This is a genomic window from Azospirillum brasilense (assembly GCF_008365405.1).
In the GTDB taxonomy this organism is placed as follows: Bacteria; Pseudomonadota; Alphaproteobacteria; order Azospirillales; family Azospirillaceae; genus Azospirillum; species Azospirillum brasilense_D.
The window spans coordinates 95,931-116,290 of record NZ_QOKV01000005.1 but is presented as its reverse complement, the minus strand read 5'-3'; the positions used below and the strand labels follow the sequence as shown (position 1 = coordinate 116,290).

General features: G+C 68.1%; 19 protein-coding genes. 7 read left to right on the top strand and 12 right to left on the bottom strand.

Going from position 1 to position 20,360, the window contains the following annotated elements:
- Positions 1-1,012: 1,012 nt before the first annotated feature.
- From DS837_RS10810 to DS837_RS10795, 4 genes are all read left to right on the top strand, one after another.
- The gene (locus DS837_RS10810; RefSeq protein WP_149164735.1) at positions 1,013-3,211 is read left to right on the top strand and encodes a hypothetical protein; all 2,199 of its coding nucleotides are present in this window, start codon (positions 1,013-1,015) and stop codon (positions 3,209-3,211) included.
- Between the two features lie 254 nt (positions 3,212-3,465).
- Complete coding sequence (locus DS837_RS10805; RefSeq protein ID WP_149164734.1) at positions 3,466-4,185, top strand: winged helix-turn-helix domain-containing protein; 720 nt, start codon at positions 3,466-3,468, stop codon at positions 4,183-4,185.
- A gap of 17 nt (positions 4,186-4,202) precedes the next feature.
- Complete coding sequence (locus DS837_RS10800) at positions 4,203-5,615, top strand: winged helix-turn-helix transcriptional regulator (protein ID WP_149164733.1); 1,413 nt, start codon at positions 4,203-4,205, stop codon at positions 5,613-5,615.
- Positions 5,616-6,058: 443 nt separating this feature from the next.
- Complete coding sequence (locus DS837_RS10795; RefSeq protein WP_149164732.1) at positions 6,059-6,697, top strand: hypothetical protein; 639 nt, start codon at positions 6,059-6,061, stop codon at positions 6,695-6,697.
- A 76-nt stretch (positions 6,698-6,773) separates the two neighbouring features.
- Here the strand turns inward: DS837_RS10795 and DS837_RS10790 are convergent, their stop codons facing one another.
- Positions 6,774-8,915, bottom strand: a complete 2,142-nt coding sequence (locus tag DS837_RS10790) for a hypothetical protein (protein WP_149164731.1) — start codon at positions 8,913-8,915, stop codon at positions 6,774-6,776.
- A gap of 539 nt (positions 8,916-9,454) precedes the next feature.
- Between DS837_RS10790 and DS837_RS10785 the strand changes: the two genes are divergently transcribed.
- A complete protein-coding gene (locus tag DS837_RS10785) occupies positions 9,455-9,853 on the top strand; it encodes a hypothetical protein (RefSeq protein WP_149164730.1) in 399 nt (132 codons plus the stop codon).
- Positions 9,854-10,006: 153 nt separating this feature from the next.
- Here DS837_RS10785 and DS837_RS10780 read toward each other — a convergent pair whose 3' ends face one another.
- From DS837_RS10780 to DS837_RS33060, 11 genes are all read right to left on the bottom strand, one after another.
- On the bottom strand, positions 10,007-10,432 hold the full coding sequence (locus DS837_RS10780; protein WP_149164729.1) for a YqaA family protein: 426 nt from the start codon (positions 10,430-10,432) through the stop codon (positions 10,007-10,009).
- Positions 10,433-10,448: 16 nt separating this feature from the next.
- Positions 10,449-10,991 (bottom strand): HAD-IC family P-type ATPase, encoded by a 543-nt coding sequence (locus tag DS837_RS10775; RefSeq protein WP_425599246.1) that lies wholly within the window; start codon positions 10,989-10,991, stop codon positions 10,449-10,451.
- Positions 10,992-11,067: 76 nt separating this feature from the next.
- The gene (locus tag DS837_RS10770; protein WP_149164728.1) at positions 11,068-11,997 is read right to left on the bottom strand and encodes a TVP38/TMEM64 family protein; all 930 of its coding nucleotides are present in this window, start codon (positions 11,995-11,997) and stop codon (positions 11,068-11,070) included.
- Positions 11,994-12,182, bottom strand: coding sequence for a hypothetical protein (locus DS837_RS10765; RefSeq protein WP_149164727.1), 189 nt, complete (start codon positions 12,180-12,182; stop codon positions 11,994-11,996). The genes DS837_RS10770 and DS837_RS10765 overlap by 4 nt, the downstream gene beginning before the upstream one ends.
- 44 nt (positions 12,183-12,226) lie before the next feature.
- On the bottom strand, positions 12,227-12,691 hold the full coding sequence (locus DS837_RS10760; protein WP_149164726.1) for a c-type cytochrome: 465 nt from the start codon (positions 12,689-12,691) through the stop codon (positions 12,227-12,229).
- 86 nt (positions 12,692-12,777) lie between these two features.
- Entirely contained in the window at positions 12,778-13,023 is a 246-nt protein-coding gene (locus tag DS837_RS10755; RefSeq protein WP_149164725.1) for a DUF2933 domain-containing protein, read from the bottom strand.
- Positions 13,024-13,051: 28 nt separating this feature from the next.
- On the bottom strand, positions 13,052-13,672 hold the full coding sequence (locus tag DS837_RS10750) for a Spy/CpxP family protein refolding chaperone (RefSeq protein WP_170295811.1): 621 nt from the start codon (positions 13,670-13,672) through the stop codon (positions 13,052-13,054).
- 69 nt (positions 13,673-13,741) lie between these two features.
- Positions 13,742-14,176, bottom strand: coding sequence for a DUF411 domain-containing protein (locus DS837_RS10745; RefSeq protein ID WP_149164723.1), 435 nt, complete (start codon positions 14,174-14,176; stop codon positions 13,742-13,744).
- Positions 14,177-14,202: 26 nt separating this feature from the next.
- The gene (locus DS837_RS10740; protein ID WP_247889867.1) at positions 14,203-15,651 is read right to left on the bottom strand and encodes a multicopper oxidase family protein; all 1,449 of its coding nucleotides are present in this window, start codon (positions 15,649-15,651) and stop codon (positions 14,203-14,205) included.
- A 133-nt stretch (positions 15,652-15,784) separates the two neighbouring features.
- Entirely contained in the window at positions 15,785-16,156 is a 372-nt protein-coding gene (locus DS837_RS10735) for a hypothetical protein (RefSeq protein ID WP_170295810.1), read from the bottom strand.
- A 67-nt stretch (positions 16,157-16,223) separates the two neighbouring features.
- Positions 16,224-16,352: a hypothetical protein gene (locus DS837_RS33060; protein WP_282187563.1), complete on the bottom strand. Its 129-nt coding sequence runs from the start codon at positions 16,350-16,352 to the stop codon at positions 16,224-16,226.
- 724 nt (positions 16,353-17,076) lie between these two features.
- Here DS837_RS33060 and lgt point away from each other — a divergent pair.
- Both lgt and DS837_RS10725 read left to right on the top strand, forming a co-directional pair.
- Positions 17,077-17,916, top strand: coding sequence for a prolipoprotein diacylglyceryl transferase (lgt, locus tag DS837_RS10730; RefSeq protein WP_149164721.1), 840 nt, complete (start codon positions 17,077-17,079; stop codon positions 17,914-17,916).
- Positions 17,913-20,300 carry a heavy metal translocating P-type ATPase gene (locus DS837_RS10725; protein WP_149164720.1) on the top strand — a complete coding sequence of 796 codons (2,388 nt, stop codon included), beginning with the start codon at positions 17,913-17,915 and terminating at the stop codon, positions 20,298-20,300. Before lgt ends, DS837_RS10725 begins: the two co-directional genes overlap by 4 nt.
- Positions 20,301-20,360: the final 60 nt, after the last annotated feature.

Genomic DNA, 20,360 nt, shown 5'->3' with positions numbered 1-20,360 from the left:
CAATCTTTATCAGGCTCCCTGCACCGCTGTAGACGGCCCCCCGCGGCTCGTCGGCGTTGCGCAGGCGCCTCGTGGCCAGGAGGAGACGGTGTACGAGGGGGTAGGGCGCTTGGCAAGGGAAGGTGCCATCCAGGGCCTGTCGCCGCGCTCGCGGATTGAAGCGCCCCCGCCTCCCCCGACGAAATGGCCTACGCCGCCGACAGCGTGCACGAGACGGCGATCAGGCGCGTCGTCGGCGTCCGTCCGCCGCCAGCAGTGGAGCCTACAGCTGCATCGTGCTGGCCCCGCACCTGAGATATGGCTCGCCCGCGGACGGGATGTTGGGCATCGTCCGCCGCCAGACCGCCTCCGGCGGCGCCTAGGGCAGGGCGGCCACTGCGGTCGCCGTTGCGGTCCTGATTGCCGCTGTGTTGCGGGTGGTGTGACGTCCGGTGAAACCAGCGCTTCTTCTGTTCGGCGTGCAGGGGAGGGGTAGGGGACGGCGCGGTCCGGACCGTGCGGGGACGATCGGGGGACGCCCTTGGCACAGGCGCCAACTGCCTGGAGTGGTCGCGGCCAACCCACTGGATGGTCGCCGCCTTGCCGCGAATCGTCCGACCACCCCAAAAATCAAATATGTTGTCAAGGAAAATTCGAGCAGAATCCGCCCGGCTTTCTTGACGATTTCCTCGGGGTGACCGTACCTTGAAGTGGTTTCCCCGGAAAAAACGGTAGGCGCCGCGTTAGGGACCGCGGCGCCTACCATCGGGGGCGGTCCTTGGGGAAAGGACCGGAAGTCTCGGTCTTCAGTTCCACGCGCCAGCGTCTGGGGTTTCTGCTGGCGCTTTGTCCACTGCCCTCTTGGTGTTCTGGGGAGTTCGCCAGAGGGCATCTTCGATACCGAGGCTGACACCTCGGGGAGGTCAACGTGGTAAGGTCACAGTATTGCGCCCAAACGGCTGCCGTCAATCGCGGATGGCGCGCGTCGGACAGCGTTGAACAGATTTTACATTTCCTGTCTGAGAGTCGCGGGATGCTCCCGCGGACGATGTCGGCGCGGCGGAGTAATCGCGCTCGGGTTCTGGCGCCGACCTCCGATGCCGATCTGCGCCAGGCCGTGACCGCGGCGCAGGGCGCGCTGAACGCTTGGCTGCGCGACGTGATCGTGGGCGCCACTGGACGCTCCCGGCCACCGCGGAAAAAGGCCGCCGCCGAGCTGCCGTCGCTGCTGCTGGCCGCGCTCGACACAGGTCTCGGGAAGACCACGATGACCGCGCGCGCCCTGGCCCGTCTCGTCGGCGAGATCCGGGCGACTGGTCGCCCGGTCGTGTACCTCGTCGACAGCTATGCGCGCATGTCGGAGTTGGAAGCGGTGTTCGCCGCCATTGAGGCCGATGGCCTTTACAACGCCATGGGGGTGGCGCCGCTGACCACCGGCCGCTGGACCGGGCTGGCGCGCGGTGGCTGCCTGCGCGGCGACCTGATTGAGCGGGTGGCCGCCCTGGGGCAGTCGGCCAGCGGACTGTGCACGGGCCGCGACGCCGAGGGCGCGCCCGTCACCTGCCGCCACGCGGCGCAATGCCCTCTGCGGGCGTCGCGCGAGCGACTTGCCGAGCGGGCCCCCGACGTCGTCTTTATGGTGCACCGGTTCGCGCGCGGCGACGGCGGGGAGCTGCCCGATGCCCTCAAGCGGCCCCTGCTGACCGTGCTCGACGAGCGGCCGCTGGCTCAGCTGGTCGGCATCGCCCGCCTGGATCGGGCCGTGCTCCTGCGGCCGCGCTCGTCGAGGCCCGAACACGCCGATACCGAGGCCCTGCGGCGGCGCGCCGCGGCGGCGGTGGACGCCGCGCTCGGCTGCGGCGACGATCCCGCCCGCGCGCTTGTACGCGCCTTCGGCGACGCCCGCAGTGCCCAGGCAGCGTGCCACGCGCTGCGGGCCCACTGTGCGCCTAAGCCGTCCTTCGGTCCGAACGCCACCGACGAGCAGATCCTGTCCGCGGCCAAGCGGCAGGCGACGGGTGCTGCGGCCGAGGAGCGGCGACTGTGGACGCTGCTTCAGGGGCGCATTGCCCGCTTGGAGCGGGGTGACGCGCGTCATGAATGCCTGTCGGTCACCCTGGACGGCACGCATGTCGAGCTAGCGTGGCGCGAGGGGTACACGTGGGCCGAGACGCCGACGCTGGTGCTGGACGCGACCGCCGATCTCGACGAGTACGACCGCCATTTCGGCGGCACCCACGACATCCAGCTGCTGACTCCCGACCGCCGCCTCATCGGCAACCAAGCGGTCGTGTGGGTTCACATCGGGGGGCTGACCAAGAGCTCCCTCATCCCGCAGGTGGACGCCTCCGACGATGAGCGCGCCAAGGCGGCGGCGATGAAGGCGCTGGTTGCCGACGCGCTGGCGTCCATCGACGCGCTCATGGCGCCGCACCTGGCGGAGGGACAGCGTCTGCTAGCCGTGGGAGCGAAGGCGGTCGTGCAGGAGACGTTGGCCGAGGCGTTCGACGGCGCACGGTGGGACTGCCGCTGGTACGGTGGCCAGCGGGGCTGCGACGCGCACCGCACCGCCGCTGGCGTGGTCCTGATCGGCCGCCCGGAGCTGCCGCAGAGCGCCTACCGCGCCTACGCCCGCGCGTGGACGCACGACCTTTCCGAGCTCGACGCGCCGCGCCCGGGCGGCAACAGCTTCCCATACACCACCGAGCCGCGCGCGCTGGAAATGCGCGACGGGGCGACACTGACCAGCAGGGTTTCGGTGCGGTGCGACGCCTGGGAGGCGCTTTGTCAACGCCAATACCGCGAGAACGAGATGCTCCAGGCGCTCGGCCGCACGCGCCCGCTGCGCCGCGAGGCCACGTCCCTGGCATGGATCGTCGGCGACGTCGTGCCTGAAGGCGTGGTGGTGGATCTGGTCATCCGTGCGGAGGACCTGATCGCCCTGGTGCCCCGCGCGGCCGCCGACGCCGACACGGCGGCCGTGCACCGGACTGCGCAGCGGCCGTCGGCGCCGACCGCCATCGTCGACCTGAGCGCGGTGGCCAACGAGAAAGCGCGCCGCGCCGCCGCACCCGCCCGCGACAACAGCCCGGATCGCGCGGCCTGCGTCGTTCCGTTCACGGCGGCGCGGCGGCGCTGGTCTGCGGCCGCGCTCTGGGAGGACGGCGACGCGCCCGCCGATCGCGGGGCGGCCGAGACGCGCGACGAGGCGGCGTTTTCGGCATCCAAGTAAGTTGACAAACGAAACGCATCAACATTGACAAGCAAGACGCATTGATAAAGTTAACGAGCCCTGATGCCATGGAAAACGTTGACAAATGAACGTCTTAATCCTTGGTGCTGAAGAAATAGAACGACGAGATTAATTCTAACTCCTTGCTTTTTACGCTTTGCCAAGGTAACTTATCCTTGTGCGATGGGGATCGCGCTCGAGCGGTGGGGACCGCTCGGTGGTTTCTGGGTCTGGTCGTTTTTCTGGGGTTCGCTATGGACATCACGGTGATAACGGGCGCGGCCGCCGCCCCCGTAGAGGCTATCCGCGCCGCGTTGGGCGGGGCTGGCCACGCGGTCAAGACCGCGACGAAGAAGACGATGACCGCGCGGGCGGCCGAGGCCTACGCCGTCGTGCTCGCCATGTCCGCCACCGAATCCCTGGAAGCCATACGGGTGTTGCGCACGACCGCGGCCACCCGCCAAGTCGGGGCGCTGGCGCTTCCCACCGGCGGCGTCATCACCAGCGCCGCCTCGGCGCAGCTATTGCGCGCGGGAGCCGACGGCATCGCGCGTTCCTCGGCCGACCTGCCCGCGCTGCTGACGGCGCTGAGCCGTCGCATGCGCCCGCGCATCCGCAACGTCCGCTTGGCGTTTGGGATCGAGTTCCTGCCCGGGCGCGGCTTTCTGGTTGACGGCGAGGAGATCGGGCTGACCGCCACGGAATGCGCGGTCGTCGCCGCACTCATCAAGGCGGGCGGACGCGCGCTGCGCAAGCGGGCTCTGCACAACGAGGTGTATGTCGGCCGCCCGAACAGCGCGCCCGAGGGCTGCAAGGTCCTCGATGTCTACGTCTTCAAGATCCGCCAGAAGCTCGGAGCCGCTGGTGTCAGCGGCGAAGCCGTGCTGATCACGGACAGCGTCGGTGATGGTGGCGTCGGGTACCGCATCGCCTTGGACAACACCTCGGCCGCCTTGGCGGCTAAGGCCGCCTGATAGGGGAGGGCGCCACCATGAAGATTCTCGTCGCCAGCACCGCTCCCCTCCGAGCCAACCGGGCCGTTAATGCGCTGGCCTCCGCCTTGCGCGGCCGCGATCACATCGTCGAAACGGCGACCGGGGAGTACGGCCAGTGCGACCTAGACGATCTGCGCGCCCGGGTGCGCGCCTACCGGTACGACGTCACTGTCCTGCTCGCCCCCGAGAAGGCGTGCGAGGGCGTGAAGGCCCTAAGCCGCCACGACGGTGCGGGCGCGCTGATTGTGCTGGGCAGCGTCGGCGAGACCGCCCGCCTGCTTGAGGATGGCGCGGCGGCGGTCCTGTCGGCGTCGGCCGAGCTCGACGAGATCGAGGCCACGGTGCTGGCGGTGTGCCGCCGCGTCGCGGGCGCGCCCGACCATCTGCTCGAGATCGGCCCCCTCACCGTCGACTACGACGCCAAGCGGGTCCTCGCCAACGGCCAGTCGCTGGACCTGTCAGCGCGCGAGTTCGCACTGCTGGAGCTCCTGGCCCGCCACGCGGGGGCTCCGATCATGAAGGCCTACGCCATCTCGTGCCTGTACGGCGATCCGCGCCTGGACGATGACCGAGAGGGTGAGGACCTGAAGATCGTCGATGTCTTTGTCTGCAAGCTGCGCAAGAAGCTGAAGGCGGCGGGGCTCGGCAACCTGATCACCACCGTCTGGGCTCGCGGGTACTCGCTGGATATTGACGGACGAGCCGCCGCCGCAAAGGCGAAGCCCGCCAGGACGACCGCGCCCTCCGAAGCCACGATGTCGGCCGTCGTGGACGGCGCGGCCGAAGACGCCACCAGGTGTGGCGGCGCGATCGGGAGCGTCGGCAGCGTCGAGGACATCGGCACCATGGAAACGGCCGCTCCGGCGGGGCCCGAGACCACCACGCCCGCCGCCGCGCACGCTGGCGCCGTCACCATGACGCCGCGCCGTCGGCGGCTTTGGACAGCTCCGCTGCCGTGGCGTGCCACGTGGCACGCCGACACGCTGTCGGAACGGTGGGCGCCGTCGGGGCGCCGCCGCATCATCGCCCGGGGGCACGCCGGGCCCCTGACCGACCAGCCTCCATCCCATGGCGCGGCGAATATGAACTCTAATTGTGCATATTGGCCGAAGGTTCGGAGCATGGTCGCCCACCGGCGTGCCGAGCGAAAGCAAGCGACGCCCCGGGTGTGCGGATGGCCACCGCGGGCGCGCGGATCCGGCGCCGCCCGCCACGGCCCGTGCGTGCGCACCCCGGTCCCGATGCGGCCATCCCGACGACCAACGGGGATCGACCATTCCTGGTCGGGGACTGCTTTCATCTCAGCGGACCGCGGCGTCATGGCCTTTGCGCCACCTGCACGGCCGCACCGGGGATCTGGAGGACCGGGGTGCCCGGAAGCGGCTCCGCCGTTGTCCAGAGCGGCTTGACGGACGGGGTGGGGCGGGCAACTGGCTGAGGCCTCTCTGCGAGTGCCAAGCGAGGTCGATCGAGCACTCCCAGACCTTGTCGGTGGATTCCATCTCCATGGCCGCGCACGCCGCCGTTGCCCATCTGGCCCGGTGCGAAGGGCGGGACGCTGTGCAGCTTAAAGCCCTTAGGCAGGTGCCGCTCGAGCGCCGTGGTGAAGATGGGCTCCATGAACGCGCTGCGGGCCTCAGGGGTTGGGAGGCAGGAGATGTCATAGTCGACCGCCTGCTGCGGCGGTTCGCGCCGGACGGTGTCCACGGCGCTTTTCAGAACCCGGGTGGCCCGTCCCGAGGAGCCGCGTCCCTGGATGGATTCTTGACCCGCATCAGGCAAGAAGGGATGACGCCGCCAACGGCTACGTTTACGGTCGCGGCCGTGTTGATGTCGCCGGTCGAGGAGAGAAATGACCTACATTCTGCTGCGCCGCGATGGCCCGTCGGTGTTCATGGCGGTCGAGCGCAAGTCATTCAACCGGCGCACCAGGGTCGCGACCGATGTGACCAAGGTCCGTGATTTCGGGACGCTGGGCGCCCTCGCGCTGGCGGGGCAGCCAAACGTGGTCGACGACTATTTCGAAGAGGTGCTGAAGGACATCGAGCGGGACAGTGCGGTGCCGCTGATCGACCGCGTCTGGGACGTTGTATCCAAGTTGCCGCAGCCTGACGAGCTCACCGTGCTCGCGGTGGCGTCCTTCACCTCCACGGGGGTGCCTCAAGCTCACGTGATCAAGTGCTCCGCCCAACAAACCCGAAAAGAGATTTTTACGACCTGGACCAACGTGAAGCCGTTGCAATACGCCATAGCGCTGCCGCCAAAGCAGCAGGACATGAGTGGGTTCCAGGAGTTGCTGGACCGCACCACGGCGACGCTGCAATCGCTAACAACCTGCACCCTCACGTTCGAGGGCGTGGAGTTCGAGGCGCAGATCGCGGATGTCTACGGCACGGTGTACGACGTCCGGCACCTGAACAGCGCTGCTGGCACGCCGACAATTCAGTCGTGCGTCTACGACGCTGCCACCCGGATGTTGACCTGCCAGTGAGCGGACCTTGACGCGCACAGCGCGTCCTGCTGGCTCCCTGCGCGGAAGAGGGTGACACCGGAGGCGCGCTGCCCGGTCAGACGTCCTGCCCGGGCGCGCGCGGCGGGCGCGGTGCGACGGCGCCGAAGGGGCGGCGCCCGGGCGGCACCGCGGCGGGGCGGACCGCGGCAAGGATGGAACGGCCGAACGCGGCCGCGGCGGCCTCGATGCGATCGAGTGAGGCGTCCTCCACATCCTCGCCGCCAGTCTGGCTGGCGTAGTCGTCGCGATGGTTGGCGCCGTTGCCGAACTTGCGCTCGGCGGCTTCCCATTCCCGGTCGAACTTCGACAGGTAGTCGGCGATGTCGCCCTCGCGGTCGTGCGCCCCCGGAGCGGATGTCAACGCCTCGTCGACCAAGCCGCGCACGGTGTCGCGGCTCAGGCCGACCCTGACACCGGTGGCGATAGCGGCGATCATCGGCCTGCGGAACCCTTGCAACGTCGCGCCGTTCGGCGCCGCGCCGTCGCCCGCGAGCAGGAGATGGCGGCGCACCGCGCCCACCGCGCCGTCATACCGGGCATCCCCGGCGGCCTGGATCTGCTGGCGCTCGAACGCCGCCTCGGCCACCTTGCCCTGGCACTCCCAGGCAGCGACGACGCGCTGGACCTCGGACCAGTCGATCGCGTCGACGTCCACCACGCGGTGCTCCCCGCGCACGAGGGTGTTGCGCTCGGCGGCGTACGGGTCGGGCATGCCGCGCCAATCAACGTGCACGTAATGCTGTTGAATGCACTGGGCCAGCGTGGTGTCCGGCGCGCCCTGGCGGATGCTCAAGCCCTTCACGGCTTGCACATACTGCATCAGCAGCTTGCGCTGACCGTCGTCGAGCGGGCGGCTCAGGCAGCAGGCGATGTGCAGCTTGGCCGCGCCACCGCGCCGCTCGTCCGCCGACATGAGGCGGTAGTATTTGATGGTTCTGGCGCGGTTCGGGTCGCCCGGCGTCGGATCGGGCACCACCTTCTGCCCGACAGCGTGCAAGCCCGCGCTGGCGGACAGCTGCACGAAGAGGTCAACGCCGCGAAAGGCAGGGTGCAGGAGCTCGTCGGCATAGCGCCGTGCGACCTCCGCCCGGTCGGCGATCACATCCAGCCCATTCGGCGCCGTCCATCCGTCTACGTCGGCGAAGAAGAACGTCGAGGTCTGTGCCCGGAACACCGGTGTCTGGCCACGGAAATCGCTGCTGAAGCGGTGCACGGCCGTGGCGTTCCGCGGGTCGATCGGCGCGCCCGTGATGATGAGCTCGTCGGGGCGGATCTGCGTGCTCATGCACTCGGCCAAGGCCTCCACGCTGTTCTCGAGCGCGACTGGACGGGCGTCGAACAGCGTCCAACGAGGGTTGTCCTGCGCGCGCTCGATGGTGGCCTCCGGGAACTCCGCAGGATTGCTGTTGGGCTGTTGGAGCTTGCCAGCGCCGCGCGGAATGTTCAGCGCACGGCGCCCGCCCGCGGTCATCGTGGTCGCCAGCGGGCCGTCGTAGTGGCGGCGTAAGACGGTGAAGCGCAGCGGCCTGCTTTCCTCGACCCAGACGGCGTCCAGACGGACCTGGTCGAGGGCGTCCTCTTTGCCCTGGCGACCGTAGCGCGGCATCCAACGGTATTCGGCCTCGGCCTCGCCGTAGTCGATCCTGCGCTCGGACACGGCGCGGCGGACGCATTCGGCCTCGAAGTCGGTGACGATCGCCTGGGCTTGGTCGGCCTCCTCGGGCTGGAGCGGCCGCACCCCGAACGCCGCCAAGTCCCGGTATTTGAACGCCACCACCTTGCCTTCGACGCGCACTTGGCCGAGTTCGCTGCCGCTCGCCGACACGGAGCAGGTCCGGTAGACGAGGCCGTTCACATGGGTCGGTTTGCCGCTCTTGAAGCGCGGCTCGATCAGCAGGCCCTCGCGGGCGGCGCGGCGCATGAGGTCGAGGAATCCCATCTTGCGCTCGCCCTCGGCGCGGGCCATGGCGACCGTGCGCGCGAGCAGGCCGACCAGCTCATAGGCGCGCTCGCGCACAAGCGGGTCGGCCGACGGCGGCGAACCAAGCTCATCCGGCCACTCGCGCGGGGCTCTGGGCGGCTCGGGGGTCACCGACGGCGCCGTCGCGTCCGGAACGGCGCTGGCGGGCGCCGCGGAAACGAGCGTTCGCGGCAGGATGACGGCACCAAAGGGGCGCCGCGGCGGAACTGTGGCCATCCCGTTCTCCGTTGTTTCGCGGTCGCGCGCCGCGCTCGCTTGAGTTCCAGCGCGTCCAGCCGATCGACCTCCTTTCCAATGCGCTGGGGCCCTCGCCCTCGCGGCCCTGCTGCGCTTGACCGTCCAGGATGTCGAGAGCGACCTCGGATCCCCAATCGGCGACCACGTCCCCTTGGCACAGGAGGGCAGGGGGCCGCCGCACAGGACAGTGCACGCGAAGACCTAGGCGACGGCGATCATCGCCAGCAGCATGATGCCGCCCATGGAGGTGCCCTGAACCAGTTGGCCCGGCTGCGGCGTCTGCGCGGGCGTCCGCGCTGCGTCAACCTGTGCCCCCACGCCATGGCGTCCTCCGACCGGTAGCGGCCGCGGTGCGGCGGCCTTGGCTTATTGTGCGGAGGACCGGGTTACGAAAGGATGTTGAAGAGGTGGTTCAGGCGTCGGTGTCCTCGGAGGCGTCGTCAGCCTCAGAAGCGACCCAACGCTCGCCGAAACGCTCCACGTAGGCCACCATTGCCGACTCTGTTGGCGTTGCCTTGATGGATCTCTTCCCCAGCGTCCTGCGGTGCGGTAAAGCCGTTGCCTCCGCATTCCTGGACACCGTGATGAACAACGACCCTGAGTTCACACCGAAGGAGCGCGAGCTGATCCGGCGTGAGTTCATGCTTCGGCTCAGCAGCGCTCGCTCGCTCCACGATGGCATTCTCGTGAGGCGATGGGCGACCGGCCCCAACAAAGGCAAGCCGAAGCCCCCCGCCGCCGTGCAGAGCATGCTCGATCGCGGTCTGGTGGCGCTGGACGATGATGGATCTCACTGGCTCAAAGCGGTGTTCACGACCACCGGCATCGTGGCTCTGCGCCGGATGGCGGAGGACAAGCGGGCGCTGCCGCCAGGTGAGTACCAGCACCTGCTCGACGAGTTGGCCACCCTGCCGTAGAGCGAGGCCTGCTGGGGCGCAGCAAGGCCACCAAGGGCAATCACCACTTCAAAGACACATCCTGTGGTTGCTTTGAGCGGCCTCTGCATACGTCTCGCATTGCTGTCTCATTTACACGACATGCCGCTGCCGTCATCAACGGTGGCCAGCCGCTCAGATCGCGACCACCACCGTGATGTACCGGGCGGCCTTTCCAAAGGTGACCAGCGGCAGGAAGATCCAGAGGCTGGTGCGAAGCATCCCGGCGATCAGCGTCAGCGGATCGCCGATCACCGGAGCCCAGGCCAGCAGCAAGGACCACACGCCCCATCGCTGGTACCACCCTTCAGCCCGGTCGATGACGGACTGCTTGATCGGGAACCATCGACGCCCCTTGAAGTGCTCGATGTAGCGGCCGAGCGCCCAGTTCACCGTCGATCCCAGCACGTTCCCGGCAGTCGCCACGGCCACAAGCCACCAGCGGCAGTAATCGTCCGTGAGATGCAGGCCAGCCAACACAAACTCAGACTGCGCTGGGAGCACCGTCGCCGCCAGGAACGCGGTGAGGAACAGACTGCCGAAGGCGGTGAGGTCGGTCATGACATCTGCCGCCCGTTCATAGTCGGGTCCACCGCAGCCGAAGCGCATTGCCGATCACCGACACCGAACTCAACGCCATGGCCGCGGCTGCGATGATGGGGGACAGGGTCCAGCCGAAAAATGGATAGAACACGCCCGCTGCCACCGGCACGCCAAGGCCATTGTAGACGAAGGCCAAGAACAGATTCTGTCGGATGTTGCGCATGGTCGCCCGGCTCAGCACCCGGGCTCGCGCGATGCCCGCGAGGTCGCCCTTCACCAGAGTCACTCCGGCGCTCTGGATCGCGACCTCGGTCCCGGTGCCCATGGCAACGCCGACATCGGCCTCGGCCTCGGCCAAACCCGGAGCGTCGTTCAAACCATCCCCTGCCATCGCCACCACGCGGCCCTGCGCCTTCAGGCGCTTCACCACCTGGTTCTTGTCCTCAGGCAGCACTTCGGCCTCGACCTCGCCGATGCCTAGCCTGCGCGCCACCGCCTCGGCCGTGGTCCGATTGTCGCCCGTCAGCATCACGATCCGCACGCCGTCGGCTCGAAGTGTCTCCAGCGCCTGCGGGATGCCTGCTGGGTCAGCAAAGGCATCAACCGGCCTGACGCTTCAATTCGGGCAGCTTTCAGTGGTTCCGGCGCCGAGCCTAGCTCTTGGCACCTCGAGCAAGGGATGCGTATGCCTCGTCGATGGGGGAAGCCGCCCCCTCGCCGCATTCGCAGCCTTCGAGTGCCCGCAGAAGGTGTTCAGCGACTTCCATCCGGCCTTCGGCCATGGCTCTTTTGAACACGTCCACAACTTGCTCTTCCAGGCTTTGACGTTGCATTTCCAGTCCCCTTCCTTCGTTGTCTGTGCGTGTGGGGGGCGATGACGGGCCGCCAGCGCCACGTCGCCGGTAGATCCGGTAACCCAGCCAGACCACGATGGCCACGGTGGCGGCAACGCCCCAAACCCAGAGGGGCGCCTCGATCATGTGGCTGCCGACCGCGACGCTGGCGATCGTCATCGGCAGAATCCCAACAGCGGTCGTCCACGTGAAGCGCCACCAGCCGACACCGGCCAGGCCCGCCCCGTAGTTGATCAGGTTGAAGGCGATCACGGGGATCAGCCGCGCGACCAACAGACCACCGGCCCCGCCGTGGTTCGCCCACGCTTCCATTTGCCGCCACTTGCGCTCGCCGAGCAGGCGACGGACGAGCGAGTGCCCCATCCACCGGGCCAGTGCGAAGGCGGACAGCGCGCCCAGCATGGCTCCGGCCCAGGTGATGGCGACGCCCGCCAGCAAGCCGAACACGGCGCCGTTGGCAACGGCCAACAGTTCGGCCGGAAAGGGCACGAAGCTGTGGAGAACCATCAGCGCCATCGAGGCAACCGGTCCCCACGCTCCCCAGGACTCGATCATTGCCCCCAGGCTCTCGACCGAGGAGAGCACCTCGAAGACGTCGATGCCCCGGGCCTCCGCTCGCCGCCAGACCAGATAGACACCGAAAGCGAGGACGGCCACGCCGACGGCTGGAATCACAACCTTCAGGCCGGGGATCATCCCCGACGGCTTTGTTCGGTCGAGCGGGGTCACGACGCGAGCGGCCTCCAGACTTTGCCGCCGTCATCGCTCGTGAGGATCGCGCTCTTGCCGGTGACGGCAAACAGGCGTCCGGGATTCGTCAGGTCCACGGTCAGGAGCAAGTAGGCTTGGGCGGCCGGTTCAAAGCCCAGTCCGACGACGAGGGTCAGCAAAGCCAGGGGGAATGCGCGTTTCATGTCCTTCGTCTCCTCGGGGCTGGAGAGGTCCGGCCGATTCCGGTTCACTTGGGGGGTTGCTCCGACAGAGTGGCGTGCCGCTGCTGGATCTCCGATGGCCAGGTGCTCTTGATGTAGGCGAGCACGGCCCAGATCTGCTCATCGTTCAGGACGCCGCCGAACGCGGGCATGTCGCTCTCGTAACCTGCGGGCGCATACGGGCCGAGCCCCTGCTTGACGATGCCGAAGAGCGCATCATCTGGGTGGTGCCACGTGTGCCCGCTCTCATCGTGGGGCGGTGCGGGAAGACGGCCGTTGGGCTGGCGTGACCGCCACTCCGGTTGGCCCTTCAGGTCGGCACCATGGCAGGAGGCGCAATATTCGGCATAGACGGTCCTTCCCAGCGCCACCTGCTCGGCGTCGCCCGGGTCGGCACGGGTACCGCTGTCGGCGAAGGCCCACGCGACGACGGCAACTCCGACCATGATGGCGGCCCCGGCGCCAAGCCCGATCTTCAGAACTCTGGTCATGACTGGTGCTCCCCTTGGTCGAAGGAATGGCCATAGCCATGCGAGGCGCCTAACCGATGTCGGCCAGGCGCCCACACGGCGCCGACCTACTTCTGACCGTCCGACTTGTGGCAGGAGCTTCCCTTGCCCTTCATGCCGGAGCACATGACCAGGTGCATCACCGGGCAGGCGAGCAGGCCCAAGTACGGCAGCGCCGACAGCAATTGGTCGGGATAGGCCGTCGACAGGTAGACGGCCGCGGTGGTCGCCACGCCGAAACCACCGATCGCGGGCCAACTGCGCCACCACGGCATCCGCTTAACCTGCTCCTCGACCCGAGCTTGTGCTTCCATGAGGTGTTCCTTTCCGTTTCGGTGCTGGTCAAATCATCCCGAGGGAGCGGCCGAGCAGGTCCTCGGCGGCTTTCCTTTGCTCCTCCGAAAGGGAAGCGAAGAGCGGCTTGGCCGCAGCGTTGAGCTTCTTCACCGCGTCCAGGCGCGACGACAGCATCGCCTCGCGACGTTCGAGGCGTTCCGCCAAGGACGAGGGCTGGTCGCCCTTCATCATCCGCTCGTGCATGGCGCGGTGGACGTCTGCGTTGGCCCGCAGGGCATCGGCGAAGGCGTTCCACTCCTTGGCCTGGGCATCGGTGATGCCGAGCTCAGCCTTCAGGAAGGCGACGCGGCCCTCAATGTGTTCGAAGGGCATGCCCATGGCCCCCATGCCGCCCATCTGTCCCATCATTGGGCAGGACATCGGCATGGACCCGGCCTGGTCACCCTGCTGGCCCATCATGCCCCGCATCATGGGCATCATGCCGCCCATCATTCCCTGCATGCCGCCCTGCGGAGGCTGGTCCGGCAAGATGGAGGGCGCGGCCTGCGCGGCGCCCTGGCCAGCCGGGTGGTGGCCCTGGTGACCCGGTTGGGGTTGCGCCTGGGCGATGGACACCGACGCCGCAAGGGCGAGGATCGGCAAAAGTGTGCGGGAAACGGTCTTCATGGTTTTCTCCATCGTTCTGTCAGATTGGGGGGCGCGGCGGGACGTGCTGAGCCCGCCGCGAGACCGCGGTCATTCGGTCGCGAACACCGTCGGCTCGGCCGCGCCGCCGAAGGCGTAGATCTGGAACGGCTCGCCCTTGGGCCCCTCCATGCCGGGCGAGCCGAGCGGCATGCCGGGGAGGGAAATGCCCTTGACGGCCGAACGCTCGGCCAGGAGGCGCTTGATGGTGTCGGCCGAGACGTGGCCCTCGACGACGTAGCCATCGATCAGCGCGGTGTGGCAGCCCGCAAGCTCGACGGGCACGCCATGCGCCTGCTTCAGCAGCGGCAGATCGTGGGAGGCGACGACCTTCACCGGAATGCCATTCGCACGCAGATGCTCGGCATGGCCCTCGCAGCATCCACACTGCGGGTTCTTGTAGAGGGTGGCCTCCGCGGTCTTCGCGGACGCCAGCGTCGGCGACAGCAGGGCCAGCGAGAGGGCGGCGGCGGTGAGAATGCGCATGTTGGAAGTCCTTTGTCGGGCGTGGGTCAGGCGACGCGCAGCGTGCTCAACATCCCGCCCGCCTGGTGCTCGAGGATGTGGCAGTGGAACATCCAGTCGCCGGGGTTGTCGGCGACGAAGGCGATCTCAACGCGCTCCTTGGGGGCCAGCAGGACCGTGTCCTGCCACTCACGAAAGCGCGTTGGCTGACCGTTCCGGGACAGCACTCGGAAGGTGTGGCCGTGCAGGTGCATGGGGTGGTGCCAGGCCGTATCGTTGGCGACGGCGATGACGCAGGTCCGGCCGCGCTCCAAGGTGAAGATCGGGTCCATGACATGGCCGTGTGCGACGGTGCCGTTGATCGCCCAGGCCATGCCGTGGCGCATCATCGTGCGCATGTCGGTCATGGTCCCGTCCATCATGGCGCCAGCCATCATCCCCATCATGCCGCCGCCCAGGACCACCTCGTGCCGGACGGCGTTCGGCAGGTCCGGCTCGGCCACCGGGTTGTCCGGCAGGCGGAGGTCGGCCTCCAACGGGCGGTCGCGCAGGGGCAGTGCGTCGGCGTAGGCGAGATCGACGAGCCGGTAGGCCAGGTTGGGATAGAAGTCGTCGACGACCGTGGTCCGGCTCCCCGGCTCCCCGGTCATGTCGATGACGAGGTCGGTGCGCTGAGCTGGGGCGATGACCACCCGGCCGTCGTCCGGCTCGTGCGGCTCGACCGGATGGCCGTCCATGGCGATCACCATGGGCCGGAGGCCCTGGAAGCGGAGTCCGAACAGCCTGCCGTTTGCGGCGTTGATCAGGCGCAGACGCACCCGCTCACCGGCGCGGACCGGCACTTGGTCGAGCACCTTGCCGTTGATGGTGACCGTGTTGCCGACCCGGCCGCCATGGCTCAAGTCCATGAAGTTGCCGAAGTCGTTGCTGATTGAGGCGTCCTTGAGCAGGCGCCAGTCGTCGAGCACCCAGGTGACGTCCCGGTCGGCCTGGATCGGCTCCCGTTCTTCGACGATCAGGGGGCCGTAAAGCCCTCGGCCGACCTGCTCGGTGGAGTGATGGTGCGGGTGGTACCAGAAGGTGCCCGCGTCGACGGCGTCGAACTCGTACAGGAACGTCTCGCCGGGCGCGATGGGCTTCTGGGTCAGGTGCGGCACGCCGTCCATGGCGTTCGGCGTCCGGATGCCGTGCCAATGGACGGTGGTCTCCTGGTCGAGCGTGTTGGTCACCGCGATCCGGAGCCGGTCGCCCTGACGGACGCGGATCTCGGGCCCGGGGACCGTGCCGTTGTAGGCCCAGACCGGGGTTTCGGGATGTTCGGCTCCGGCCAGTCGAGCTTGGCTTGGCCCGGCAGTGAGCTTGTGACTGGATTCTGGCGCCGCCGCGTGGGCCAGGGACAGGCCGCGCGGAAGCAGGAGGCTGGCGGCGACGAGGCCGGAGCCCGCCAGCAGGAGATGCCGTCGGCTCAGCGGCCGCGACAGGGTGTTCATGGGCATGATGACCCTCGCATCGGTGGCCTCTCCGGTCCGCCCGGATGGAATTCGGGCGTGGAGGTCGGCCCACGTGGTCGCGCAGGCGCGACCCGATCAGGCGGTCACCGCGGCCGCGCCGAAGGTCGGCGGGCGCGGATCAGATGCGCAGGGTGGATTTCGGAGGGAATGGTTCGGGAGGTAGGGATTGGCCCTGCCAAGGCGTCAAGGGCGCCAGCGTAGTCGAACTCGTGATCATTGGAAGCGGAACGGGCACCTGGGGCAGCAACATGGCCCCCGTGATGCAGGCGCTGTGGCAGAAGGACATGTCCATCGTGCTCTGGTCCATGCCGTCGCAATCCGGGCAATCCGGTGCGTCAGCGAGCTCCATGTCCATACTGGTGGACACCGCCGCGTCGCCTGCCATGCCCTCCATGGGCATGAGCATGGCAGCCTGCGCCGTCGTCCCGGTGACGAGCACCAGGACCATAACGACGGAGAGGATGCGGCGAAGAGCTTGCATGATCCACACGATATGACCTCGTCGGGGTCGGGTTCAAGACCCTTGCGGATCGAGATCGCAGCTTGGCAGGCGCTTTCTAACGCCCCGATCTCAGGTATTTGATGAAAGCAGCGATTCCCAAGACAAGGAACACCAGAATCAATATCCAGAGCAGCCCCATCGCCCCCATCATCCAGCCCATGCCCTCCATGTGTTCCATCATCATCGCATTTCCCTCGCAAAGGGTTCTGTTTCTGATAGGCAAGACCTCTTGCCAGCCAACCTCTTTCGGAAGCATTTGTCCCCCGGTTCGTTGACAAGCCCTGTTGGGAACTCCAGATCACAGCGTGAGGGAATTCCTGTCTCGAACTCCCGCGTTGAGGATCGGTGTTTCGATGAGGCGGACCGGCGTTCTGGGCATGCACGGGCGAGAAAGACCGGCCGGAAGGCTTGGTCGCCGTTTCGCTGTGACCCTGATCGCGGTGCTCTCCCTCCTTCTCTCGCAGGTTTCTCTGACCGGTGCGACCGGCACCCCTTGGCAGGGCCGACAAGCTCCCTGCGAAAGGATGGGGATTCACAGCGTCCTGGCTCAGGACGGCAAAGCGGTCGAAGCAACCGCCGATCACAACGGAACGACTCCGCTCTGTTCGAGCATGGCGGTGGGTGGAGAGTGCCTGGGCACGTGCCTCGGGCTGGTGCCGCTGGCTGTGTCCGTGCCAGCGTCTGAGAGCCTGATGCCCACCCTGCTTGCCGAGGCTGCGCAGCAGGCCCGACTGGTTTCCCCTCTGCGTCGCCCTCCCAAACTCCTCTGACCTCCAGGCGTTGAGCCTTCATACGGCACGGCCGCGTCGAACGGCGCGGTCGGCCAATAGCGGCGTTCCGGCGCCGCATCCGGGTGCCTCATCCGGTGAGGCACGGCCTTATGGCCAGAGAGACAAAGGAGCGGCAACGTGCTCAGCGTGCCCTTTCCCATCATCGATCCCGTAGCAATCGAGATCGGCCCCATCGTCGTCCGCTGGTACGCCTTGGCATACCTGGCGGGCTTTCTGCTCGGCTGGCGCTACTGCATGCGCCTGGCAAGAACGACGGACCGCCCGCCGTCCCCGCAGGACATCGACGACTTCCTGACCTGGGCCGTCATTGGCGTCATCCTCGGTGGGCGCCTCGGGTACGTCCTGTTCTACAACCTGCCATACTATCTTGAGCAGCCGCTGGACGCCTTGAAGGTCTGGCAGGGCGGCATGTCGTTCCACGGCGGCCTGCTCGGCGTGATCGTCGCCATCGTCGCGTTTTCGTGGCGCCGGGGACTGGCGCCTCTGGCACTCGGCGACCTCATCGCCTGCGCAGCACCGATCGGCCTGTTCTTCGGGCGCATCGCGAACTTCATCAACGGCGAACTGTTCGGTCGGGTGACCGACGTTCCCTGGGCCATCATGTTCCCCAGAGGTGGGCCGGAACCGCGCCATCCGAGCCAGCTGTATGAGGCCGTGCTCGAAGGCTTGGTCCTTTTCGTCGTGCTGGCAATCCTGGTCTGGATACCGTCCGTCCGGAATCGGACGGGGCTGCTCACCGGCGTGTTTCTCGCGGGGTACGGTATCGCACGGATCGCGGTCGAGTTCTTCCGCGAACCGGACCCGCAACTCGGGTTCCTGTTCGCCGGGGCGACCATGGGCCAGCTGCTCTCGGTCCCGCTCGTCGCGGTCGGCATCGGCCTCATTGCCTTCGCCCTGGCCAACCCGCCCAGAGCCCTGTCGTCCTTCGGCCGCACCCCACGGGAGGCAAAACAATGACGAACCAGCACATTCACCACGGCCATGGCAGGCACAACGGGCATAACGACAATGCCCCATCGGGTGCCCATCGCGTCACCGACCCCGTGTGCGGAATGAAGGTCGACCCGGCCACGTCCAAGTACCGGGCCGATCATCGGCACGAGACGTACCATTTCTGCTCGGCGCGCTGCCGGGATCGGTTCGTCGCCGATCCCGAAGGATACCTGAAGCCCAGGGCCAAACCCGCGGCACCCGAACAGGCGGGGCACGCCTCACCGCAGAAGGGCGTGATCTACACCTGCCCGATGCACCCCGAGATCCGCCAAGAGGGCCCCGGCACCTGCCCGATCTGCGGAATGGCGCTCGAGCCGGTCGGCGCCAACGTGGAGCAGGGACCGAACCCGGAACTGGTCGACTTCACGCGCCGGTTCTGGGTCGGCGCCGCACTGGCGGTGCCGCTGCTCATCTTGGAGATGGGGGCCCACATTCCGGGAACCGGCATCCATGACGTGATCCCACCGCGCGTCTCGGTGTGGATCCAGTTCCTGCTGGCGACCCCGGTGGTGGTGTGGTCCGGCTGGCCGCTCTTCGAGCGCGGCTGGCGGTCCTTCGTAACCCGCAACCTGAACATGTTCAGCCTGATCGCGCTCGGGGTCGGCGCCGCCTACCTGTTTAGCCTGGTGGCGACCTTCCTGCCCGGCATCTTCCCGATCAGCTTCCGCAGCGCCGAGGGCATCATCGCGGTCTACTACGAGGCGGCCGCGGTCATCACCGTGCTCGTCCTGCTCGGGCAGGTCCTCGAATTGCGGGCCCGCGAGCAGACCGGCGGAGCCATCCGCGCGTTGCTGAACCTGGCTCCCAAGACGGCGCGCCGCATCCGCGAGGGCGGCGAGGACGAGGAGGTCGACCTGGACGAGGTCCACGCGGGGGACCGCCTGCGCGTCCGCCCGGGCGAAGGCGTCCCGGTCGACGGCGAGGTCCTGGAGGGCCGCAGCACCGTGGACGAGTCGATGGTGACCGGCGAGTCGATGCCGGTCAAAAAGGAGCCCGGCGCCAAGGTCATCGGTGGCACCATCAACCAGACCGGCTCCCTGGTCATGCGGGCCGAGAAGGTCGGCTCCGACACCATGCTGTCGCGCATCGTGGACATGGTTGCCGAAGCCCAGCGGAGCCGGGCGCCCATCCAACGGCTCGCCGACGTCGTGTCAGCTTGGTTCGTGCCGTCCGTCATTGTCGTCGCCATCCTGGCGTTCGGCGCCTGGGCGATCTGGGGGCCGACCCCGAGCTTCGCCTTCGCGCTCATCGCCGCGGTGTCGGTGCTGATCATTGCCTGCCCCTGCGCGCTCGGCCTGGCAACGCCGATGTCGATCATGGTAGGGGTCGGCAAGGGGGCGACCTCTGGCGTGCTGATCAAGAACGCCGAGGCCCTGGAGCGGTTCGAGCGGGTCGACACGCTGGTGGTCGACAAGACCGGCACCCTGACCGAGGGCAAGCCGAAGGTGACCGCCGTCGTCCCGGCCCCGGGCCTCGACGAGGCGACCCTCCTGTCGCTCGCGGCGAGCCTGGAGCGGTCGAGCGAGCACCCGCTGGCCGCCGCCATCGTCGCCTCCGCCCGCGAGCGTGGCTTGCAGGTCGAGGACGTCGCCGACTTCTCCTCGGTCACCGGCAAGGGCGTCATCGGCCGGGTCGGCGGGCGCACGGTGGCGCTCGGCAACGCGGCCATGATGCGCGACCAGGACGTCGCCCTCGGCGGCCTGGAGGTGCCTGCCGACGAACTTCGGCGGGAGGGCGCCACGGCGTTGTTCGCGGCCGTCGACGGCAAACCCGGCGGGGTGATCGCGGTCGCCGACCCGATCAAGGCGAGCACGCCACAAGCCTTGGAAACGCTGCGGGCCGACGGCGTGCGGATCGTCATGCTGACCGGCGACAATCGGACCACCGCGGAAGCGGTGGCCCGCAAGCTGGGCATCGACGCGGTCGAGGCCGAGGTCCTGCCCGACCAGAAGCACCAGATCGTCCGCAAGCTGAAGTCCGAGGGCCGGGTGGTGGCCATGGCTGGCGACGGCGTCAACGATGCCCCGGCGCTGGCGGAGGCCGACATCGGCGTGGCCATGGGAACCGGAACCGACGTCGCGATCCAGAGCGCGGGAGTGACCCTGGTGAAGGGCGATCTGGCAGGCATCGCCCGGGCCCGGGTGCTGAGCCGGGCTACCATGCGCAACATCCGCCAGAACCTGTTCCTGGCCTTCGTCTACAACAGCCTCGGGGTGCCGGTCGCGGCAGGCGTGTTCTATCCGCTCTTCGGGTGGACGCTGTCGCCGATCATCGCCGCGGCCGCCATGGCGCTCAGTTCGGTCAGCGTCGTCGGCAATGCGCTCCGGCTGCGGTGGGTGAAGCTGTAGCCGCACATCAGTGTTCCAGAACCGGGAAGCGGCGCCGTGGAGGCGCCTCGGGCGGTCGGC

What these genes read in the sequence shown, in the direction of transcription:
- DS837_RS10790 (WP_149164731.1), bottom strand. Translation starts at nt 8,915, where the DNA reads ATGGCCACAGTTCCGCCGCGGCGCCCCTTTGGTGCCGTCATCCTGCCG.
- DS837_RS10810 (WP_149164735.1), top strand. Translation starts at nt 1,013, where the DNA reads ATGCTCCCGCGGACGATGTCGGCGCGGCGGAGTAATCGCGCTCGGGTT.
- DS837_RS33060 (WP_282187563.1), bottom strand. Translation starts at nt 16,352, where the DNA reads ATGATGATGGAACACATGGAGGGCATGGGCTGGATGATGGGGGCGATG.
- DS837_RS10750 (WP_170295811.1), bottom strand. Translation starts at nt 13,672, where the DNA reads ATGAAGACCGTTTCCCGCACACTTTTGCCGATCCTCGCCCTTGCGGCG.
- DS837_RS10780 (WP_149164729.1), bottom strand. Translation starts at nt 10,432, where the DNA reads ATGACCGACCTCACCGCCTTCGGCAGTCTGTTCCTCACCGCGTTCCTG.
- DS837_RS10740 (WP_247889867.1), bottom strand. Translation starts at nt 15,651, where the DNA reads ATGCCCATGAACACCCTGTCGCGGCCGCTGAGCCGACGGCATCTCCTG.
- DS837_RS10795 (WP_149164732.1), top strand. Translation starts at nt 6,059, where the DNA reads ATGACCTACATTCTGCTGCGCCGCGATGGCCCGTCGGTGTTCATGGCG.
- DS837_RS10765 (WP_149164727.1), bottom strand. Translation starts at nt 12,182, where the DNA reads ATGAAACGCGCATTCCCCCTGGCTTTGCTGACCCTCGTCGTCGGACTG.
- DS837_RS10745 (WP_149164723.1), bottom strand. Translation starts at nt 14,176, where the DNA reads ATGCGCATTCTCACCGCCGCCGCCCTCTCGCTGGCCCTGCTGTCGCCG.
- DS837_RS10785 (WP_149164730.1), top strand. Translation starts at nt 9,455, where the DNA reads ATGGATCTCTTCCCCAGCGTCCTGCGGTGCGGTAAAGCCGTTGCCTCC.
- DS837_RS10805 (WP_149164734.1), top strand. Translation starts at nt 3,466, where the DNA reads ATGGACATCACGGTGATAACGGGCGCGGCCGCCGCCCCCGTAGAGGCT.
- DS837_RS10760 (WP_149164726.1), bottom strand. Translation starts at nt 12,691, where the DNA reads ATGACCAGAGTTCTGAAGATCGGGCTTGGCGCCGGGGCCGCCATCATG.
- DS837_RS10800 (WP_149164733.1), top strand. Translation starts at nt 4,203, where the DNA reads ATGAAGATTCTCGTCGCCAGCACCGCTCCCCTCCGAGCCAACCGGGCC.
- DS837_RS10725 (WP_149164720.1), top strand. Translation starts at nt 17,913, where the DNA reads ATGACGAACCAGCACATTCACCACGGCCATGGCAGGCACAACGGGCAT.
- DS837_RS10755 (WP_149164725.1), bottom strand. Translation starts at nt 13,023, where the DNA reads ATGGAAGCACAAGCTCGGGTCGAGGAGCAGGTTAAGCGGATGCCGTGG.